Below are 5,688 nucleotides of genomic sequence, written 5' to 3' on the forward strand. Positions count from 1 at the left end.
TCCCCACCTTAACTCTGTAAATAATCTCTTAAACGTGAAGCCAGCGCGTGAAGATATGGAACCTGTTCCGATGCGTTCGCCTCAAAATGAGAAAGCTGCTGCACCAGCGCGTTATAGTCCTCTTCAAAACTCGCTCGCTTTTCATCCTGCCAGGTATCCCCAAGGGCACCAAAGCTATGATTCAAACCGTTAACCGCTTCATTCAACGTGTCGATGAACTGCGTCAGAGACTGCGCGAAACGGTCAAGTTCATCAGGATCACCAATTGCCTGAGACATGAGTTACCTCCTTTTTACATGTATCCTTCGCCCCACCCATCATCGGATGTGGCGTTCTTCTTTTCGCCTGTAGCCGACTTGACACTGCCACCGTCCAGTTTGATCTCCGACGGGGCCGGTACCACGTTCGGGTTCTTGGACTGGGTACGCATGGTCACCGACATGGTCACTCGCTGGAAAAACTCATGTAGCTGCCCGGCATTTTCCGCATAGAAAAGGTCATGGGGCGTGCCCTCGATAAAACGCTTCAGAACCGTCTCATCCGCATCACGTCCGATAGCCATTGCCATGCGGTCACATTTGGAAGAGCGCCCTTCGGAGATAAAGTCCTCCAGCGGCTTTTCCCAGCTGTCATTAGGCTGCCCGTCTGAAACAAGAACAATCGTCGGGCGGTAGGCACGGGACGGAGTGGTCTCCTTGTCCTCGATCATGGCCTTGGCCATTTTGAGGGCTGTACCCATGGGCGTATCTCCATTTACCTGAAGCCCATGCCACTTCACCTGAGAAGCCTTGGTGTAGGGAACATGCAGATCTACCTGGCCGCCGAAAGTGATGACGGAAACAAGAATCTCCGTTTCCATCTTTTCTTCCTGCGCAAAGGTATCCAGCATATCCTCGACAGCCTTGTTAAGGTTGTCGATTTTATCTCCGGACATGCTGTAGCTGACATCCAGAAGCAGAACAACGGGAAGCGGCTTGGCGGTTGGGGTGGTAAACTTTTTAGGATCAAACATGGATCATCCTCATGATTAATTTGCTGGTTTCAATTTCATACAATCTTCGGAAGGTCTGAATAAATGCTGCATTTCGCCAATCTAGGGAAGGTCTGAATAAATGCTGCATTTCGCCAATCTAGACATTGGCCGGCAAAAAACGTGAATTTCAGGCAGCACTTCCTCATTATTTGTCTGTTTTTAGCCCATTTCCCGCCATATCGGCGCAAAACAGGCACAATTACCCTACGCCGATAGATATTTCTCGCCCATCAGCAGGTTGCTGAACGCTGCCAGCAAGTACAAACGATTGGTGTTCTTGGCCAGGCCGCGATAGCGGACTTTGCTGTAACCAAAGACCTGCTTGATGTACCGGAAGGGGTGCTCCACTTTGGTACGAATGCTGGCTTTGATTTTCTCAGCTTTCAGATTGTTGGCGCTCAGCGTCTTGCGAGTACCCGGACGCTTGGCGATGTGCCAGTCAACATCTTTACGTTGCTTATGCTCGTCCCGTTTCTGAATGCCAAGATACCCCGCATCCCCGAACACACGCTGCTCGTCGCCATGTAACAGATTGCCGGAAGGCACAATATCGTGAACATTGGCAGCCGTAGTGTCTATGCTATGAATCAGCCCAAGGGTGTCATCGACACCAATGTGCATTTTCATGCCGAAGTGCCATTGATTACCTTTCTTGGTCTGGTGCATTTCCGGGTCACGCTGACCACTGTTGTTCTTGGTGGAACTCGGAGCAGAGATGATGGTGGCATCAACAATACTGCCTTCACGCAGCATCAGACCATTCTTCTCCAGGTGTTTGTTCACCTCTTTGAACAGTGCCTTGCCGAGTCCGTGTTGCTCCAGAAAATGCCGGAAATTGAGGATGGTCGTTTCGTCGGGCAAGCGGTCCAGCTTCAAACCTGCGAAGCTACGCATCGACTGAATTTCGTATAGTGCATCTTCCATTGCCGGATCACTGAGGTTGTAGAACAGCTGCATAAAATGAACACGGAGCATGGCAGGCAGCGGATACGGAGGCCGGCCGTTCTCGCCTTTGGGGTAGTATCGGGCCACCTTCTTCTCCAGCTTCTGCCACGGAATCAGCTTGTCCATGCGCTCCAGAAAAATCTCACGGCGAGTTTTGCGCTTCTTGGTTTGGTACTCTGCTTCGGAGAAGGTGATCTGATCCATGGCAGCAACGAATCCTACAGGTTTTGTGATGGGCGTATTATCGCCGATTTCGGGGAGTTATTCAGACCTTCCTACGCGTGAGCAACGAGAACACCCATGGATTGATCCAGCACATTCACCAAGGCCAGGCTGCTGGAAAGTCATCGATGCCGAGCTACACAGGGTAGTCAGGACGCTCAATGACTGCTCTCGGAAACGACTCGGTTACCGGACAGCGCCACAGGTGTTCCTAGGAGAATACTCAGGCCCCCTAAGCAAAGAAGGTGCTACGCATACTGCTTGAATTCAGGCCTGTTAGTGTGGCCGTTTCATTCCTTTGAGCAAGCGCCATGACACCACCATCGTGCTTGTCACTCCCAGCGATGTCGCCAACTCGGCTTGAATGTCCTGGATATCACTAACGTACTCAATGGCCTCGTCCCTTTCGATGGCATGGGTGTGCTCAGCTAGCTGGCCGTTTTCACGTGTGACTTTAAAGTGCACTAAGTAGGTGTTCACAGCCCCTCCCAAATGGTGTTTTCAATGCGGCGATGACATGCGTCCCCACGCCTGACAGATAGAAAAGTTGGCCATCAAGACAGGCGTGGTGTTACTCCTACTTTACAATGCCGTCCCAGACAGCCTCTGTAATATTGCGAGCACGCTGCCCCTGACCCCGAAGCTGCAAAACAAAACTCATGGCGTCTCGTAGTACGACTGGGTTTTGATCATAATCTGCACCAATCTTCGCGTCTGGATCAAATAGGCTTAACGCATCGCTCATGGCCTCGACCGCCCCATCGCTTTTCAAGAAATCTTGATCTTCGAGCTCCGACAGCTTTGCTAACAGCTTGCAATCTACAAGAGTACTGTCCAGCCAGTTCGTGGCTGCGGTATACCCGACGCACCAGCGCAAGCGAGACTCTTCAATACAAACCTCCATAGTGGTGGAGTGCTCACCCACAAAACAACTGCCAATGAGCACACCGTCAATCTTATGCCGTTTGGATTGATTCGCTACACTGCATAGCAGATTCAACATGGGGGCGCCTGCAATTTCCTTTCCCAAACCATGGGCGGCTATGTAAACAATACGGCTATCAAGCTCGCCTTTACATAGACACTCCAGGGCTTTGCGAAAGCTTTCCTCATCGTAGAAATTGGCATGATGCACATCTGTGTCACCAGTCAGCTTTGCCACGCCCTGCACAAATGGGATCACACTGCTGCGGTTCGCGTCGTTGTCATATAACGCCCATGGAGACTCAAGCACCAGTATGGCGCGACTGGCATGACGATTGCTCATCCCTATTCCTCATTATAGTTAAAAATTGCTTTTTCAGCTGACACTCTTGTGTCGGCAACATGCTTATAAATTATTGTATCAAGAACTATTTTCAAACATTTTTCTCATGTGACAGCACCATCACTAATCAGCACCTTCGAAAGGTGCGACACATAATGTCGCAATCAAGCTATAGCCTCACCTTCTCTTATCAAGGAAGGTGGCCGCGAAGATGACAATGAGCGAGTGTGTAACGACTCAAAAGACGACTCAGCAGGAAACAGCCAAGTGGTTAGCTGATCGTGAACGGTGGCAACATGAGCTGCCCATCATGGGCTACTTAAGCCAGTTTTTAACTGTCACGCCGGTGGTTGACTCCGCGCTCAATAGTGCGAGCACAGATGGTAAATCTCTCTTTTTTTGTCCCCAATACAGCGCTACGTTATCTGATACCTCCCGCCAGTTCCTGCAGGCGCATCTCATTTGGCATTGCGTGGCCGGCCATCTGGTTGCACCGCTCGTAGCCGACTATCAACGTTGGCACCTTGCTTGCGACCATGAAGTGAATTCACTGCTGTTAGCACTTGAGATTCCTTTCCCTGCGGATGCCGTGCTCTTTCCCGTGTGTGTGGGGCGTAACGCATTGAGCGTTTACCGCTGGCTGGAGGGACACCCTAATCTTTCAGTTGAAACCTCCATGGATATACATCCCGCCGCCTTGTGGCATGCCTTACCCGACACCCAAGTCTCGCACAGCACCCTTATGCTCTGGAGACAACGTGCCCACCTGATCGCTAAAGAGCCAGGTGCTTTGCCAGAACAAGTCGCTACGTTTTGTGAGGCGCGCTAAACTCAACGCTTTCATGCATTCATCCAAGGTTTGCGTCACTATGTCTGAGCCCCGCGATACGCTTTTTCGCTACTTAACCATGTTGCAGTTGATTCCTCGAGCACCAGGGCGTATCGCGACCCCCGTGTTGAAAGAGAAGCTTGCAGAGCGCGGGTTCAATATCGATACACGTTCGCTGCAGCGGGATTTAAGCCAGAAGCTATCCACGCAGTTTCCGATTGGCTGTGACGATAGCCAGAAACCTTACCGCTGGTATTTTGATCGTGACTTTCAGTGCCAGCTACCTGCGCTGGATGTGCCTGGTGCGCTGACGCTGGTTCTGGCAGAAGAGTACTTGAAAGGGTTGCTTCCTCCGGTGGTGGTCGGGCAACTCTCGCACCACTTTACCGATGCGCGGAAACTGCTGGACGATATGAGCACTAATGGGCTTAGTCAGTGGGCACGCAAGGTACGTGCCATTCCCAATGGCAAAGCGCTGATCCCCGCTGAGATTGACGAGGCAACCTGGCAAACCATTTCGCAGGCGCTCCTTGAGCAGAAAGCCGTTGACGTGATTTATCTATCGCGCACCAGTCACTCTGAAAAGGCGTTGACGCTTCATCCTCAAGGCATTGTGAGCCGCCACAGCGCCACCTATCTGTTAGCGCATGTGGACGGGTTCAGGGACCTGCGCCAGTTCGCCCTTCACCGAGTGAAGCTGGCAACATTAAGTCATCAGCCCTGGCAGGCGCAGCACGATTTTGACATCGATGAGTACATCCAGGGCGGTGCGTTTGGATACCGTCAGGGGCCAAGCGATGTGGTTCTGGAAGCTGACATTACCAGATCCGTAGCGTGGCTATTACAGGAAACACCGCTGTCAGACAAACAGTCGATAGAAGCATTGCCGGGCACTGACAGTTGGTATCGGCTAACCGCCCATGTACCGGATGACCAACAAACTCTGTGGTGGCTGATGGGCATGGGGCCAAATATCAAGGTCCTTGCTCCTGATGTGTGGCAAGAAACGATCAAAACCAACGCAGAACAGATGCTGGCACATTACGCCACCGAACACTCTGCACCGTCATGAACAGCTTTTACTCCCAGGTTCTGACATACATGTTTTCCGCATGCGGAAAAAGCCACGACTTATCGTTTCTACACAAAGGAGGGTTACCATGCTCTATTTTGCTTACGGCTCCAACATGGCTACCCAGCGTTTAACAGATCGCCATGCGCGCGAGACGGCGTTATACGCGACGACAGAGCTCACTATGGAGGCTGTCTAATGGATAACGATACGCGCTTGATCGATTTTTACAGTGGCGAAGGCCTGGACCATAAAGGTCGGCGTCTAGAGGATATTTGGGCGCTGTCGTCCTTTTGGCTAGAACACACCCACGACTATAT

General features: G+C 51.5%; 7 protein-coding genes and 1 pseudogene. 3 read left to right on the plus strand and 5 right to left on the minus strand.

Annotation, left to right across the window (positions count from 1 at the left end; translation table 11 throughout):
- Positions 1-8 precede the first annotated feature (8 nt).
- From CWI66_RS12600 to CWI66_RS12610, 3 genes are all read right to left on the minus strand, one after another.
- Entirely contained in the window at positions 9-278 is a 270-nt protein-coding gene (locus CWI66_RS12600) for a WXG100 family type VII secretion target (RefSeq protein ID WP_100731870.1), read from the minus strand.
- A 14-nt stretch (positions 279-292) separates the two neighbouring features.
- The gene (locus tag CWI66_RS12605) at positions 293-1,012 is read right to left on the minus strand and encodes a vWA domain-containing protein (protein WP_100731871.1); all 720 of its coding nucleotides are present in this window, start codon (positions 1,010-1,012) and stop codon (positions 293-295) included.
- A 225-nt stretch (positions 1,013-1,237) separates the two neighbouring features.
- A complete protein-coding gene (locus CWI66_RS12610; protein ID WP_100731872.1) occupies positions 1,238-2,182 on the minus strand; it encodes an IS5 family transposase in 945 nt (314 codons plus the stop codon).
- A 74-nt stretch (positions 2,183-2,256) separates the two neighbouring features.
- On the opposite strand from CWI66_RS12610, the pseudogene CWI66_RS18705 reads away from it, so the two are divergent.
- Positions 2,257-2,465, plus strand: a pseudogene (locus tag CWI66_RS18705) (IS30 family transposase); the annotation flags it as partial.
- An 11-nt stretch (positions 2,466-2,476) separates the two neighbouring features.
- On the opposite strand, the gene CWI66_RS12615 reads toward CWI66_RS18705, so the two are convergent.
- Positions 2,477-2,680: a hypothetical protein gene (locus CWI66_RS12615; protein WP_157808974.1), complete on the minus strand. Its 204-nt coding sequence runs from the start codon at positions 2,678-2,680 to the stop codon at positions 2,477-2,479.
- 97 nt (positions 2,681-2,777) lie between these two features.
- Entirely contained in the window at positions 2,778-3,467 is a 690-nt protein-coding gene (locus CWI66_RS12620; protein WP_100731874.1) for a hypothetical protein, read from the minus strand.
- A 211-nt stretch (positions 3,468-3,678) separates the two neighbouring features.
- Here CWI66_RS12620 and CWI66_RS12625 point away from each other — a divergent pair, with 211 nt between their 5' ends.
- Both CWI66_RS12625 and CWI66_RS12630 read left to right on the plus strand, forming a co-directional pair.
- Entirely contained in the window at positions 3,679-4,296 is a 618-nt protein-coding gene (locus CWI66_RS12625) for a DUF2201 family putative metallopeptidase (RefSeq protein ID WP_100731875.1), read from the plus strand.
- Positions 4,253-5,368, plus strand: coding sequence for a helix-turn-helix transcriptional regulator (locus tag CWI66_RS12630; RefSeq protein ID WP_232710895.1), 1,116 nt, complete (start codon positions 4,253-4,255; stop codon positions 5,366-5,368). Before CWI66_RS12625 ends, CWI66_RS12630 begins: the two co-directional genes overlap by 44 nt.
- The last annotated feature ends 320 nt before the right edge of the window (positions 5,369-5,688 follow it).

Origin of the sequence: Halomonas sp. 141 (assembly GCF_002810305.1) — a bacterium.
In the GTDB taxonomy this organism is placed as follows: Bacteria; Pseudomonadota; Gammaproteobacteria; order Pseudomonadales; family Halomonadaceae; genus Vreelandella; species Vreelandella stevensii.

Coding starts and splice junctions, on each gene's coding strand:
- CWI66_RS12625 (WP_100731875.1), top strand. CDS start 3,679: ATGACAATGAGCGAGTGTGTAACGACTCAAAAGACGACTCAGCAGGAA.
- CWI66_RS12620 (WP_100731874.1), bottom strand. CDS start 3,467: ATGAGCAATCGTCATGCCAGTCGCGCCATACTGGTGCTTGAGTCTCCA.
- CWI66_RS12605 (WP_100731871.1), bottom strand. CDS start 1,012: ATGTTTGATCCTAAAAAGTTTACCACCCCAACCGCCAAGCCGCTTCCC.
- CWI66_RS12610 (WP_100731872.1), bottom strand. CDS start 2,182: ATGGATCAGATCACCTTCTCCGAAGCAGAGTACCAAACCAAGAAGCGC.
- CWI66_RS12600 (WP_100731870.1), bottom strand. CDS start 278: ATGTCTCAGGCAATTGGTGATCCTGATGAACTTGACCGTTTCGCGCAG.